We start from the raw sequence: 1,030 nt of genomic DNA on the forward strand, positions 1-1,030 counted from the left end.
GCGCTCCCTCCGCTGGGACCGGGCAGTCATGCGGGCGTCCAGGCCGCTCAGGCCGGGCTGGACTCGCCCAGGACCAGGCGCGGCCGATGCCGACGCACGACCGGTGCTTCGGGTCCCGGGTCGGGTTGTTCGACCAGCTCCCGGATGGACCGTGACATCGCCTCGACCGGCTGACGGACGGTCGTGAGCGTGGGATGCGCGAGGCGGGCGACCCCGATGCCGTCGAAGCCGATGATCCGGAAGTCGCCGGGGACGCTGAAGCCGCCGGCCTGCAGACGGCTGAGGAGCCCGACCGCGATGACGTCGGCTCCGGCGATGATGGTCCCGCGCTTCCAGCCGCTCTCGATCACCTGCTCGGCTGCGGTGATGCCCCAGGAGTAGTCGAAGGATCCGACCATCGCGAGTGCGTCGGAGCCGAACCGCCGGCGGAAGCCGTCGAGGCGTTCGTGGCCGGAGGACGAGCTCGTCTCGCCGCCCACGAACATCACCGGCTGGTCCTGACGAGTCACGACCGACGCGACGTGGTCGTGGATGAGCGTCATCCCGGTCTGGTTGTTGACGCCGACGAAGTGAGCGTCGGTCCCGGGGACCCGTCGGTCGAGCTGGATGGTGCGCACCGCGGACGCCGCGAGCTGCACGCTGGGCGCGCTGCGCGTCTCGTCGCACGGGATGATCACCAGCGCGTCGACCTGGCGGCCGAGGAACGACTGGACGCCGCGTCGCTCGGTCTCCAGCGATCGATCGGTGCTGAAGACCAGCAGGTCGGTGCCGGACTCCAGGAACGCGCGGGCCAGGTGCTGGCCGAGCGAGGAGAAGAACGGGTTGTCGAGGTCGGGGACGATGAGGCCGACGGTCGCGGTGCGTTGTTGTCGCAGGGCCCGGCCCACGAGGTTGACCCGGTAGCCGAGGACCTCCGCGGCCGCGAGGACGCGTTCCTGGAGCTGTGGGTCGACGTCGCGGATGCCGTTGATCGTGCGGGAGACGGTCGCGGGGGAGACGCCGGCCTCGCGGGCGACGTCGGCGACCGTCA

General features: G+C 71.3%; 1 protein-coding gene. It reads right to left on the reverse strand.

Annotation, left to right across the window (positions count from 1 at the left end; translation table 11 throughout):
* Nucleotides 1–47: 47 nt before the first annotated feature.
* Nucleotides 48–1,030, reverse strand: a 983-nt coding sequence (locus Q0L15_RS21045; protein WP_296606678.1) for a LacI family DNA-binding transcriptional regulator, incomplete at its 5' end; no start/stop codon positions are given.

Origin of the sequence: Nocardioides sp. (genome assembly GCF_024509035.1) — a bacterium.
Lineage (GTDB): Bacteria > Actinomycetota > Actinomycetes > Propionibacteriales > Nocardioidaceae > Nocardioides.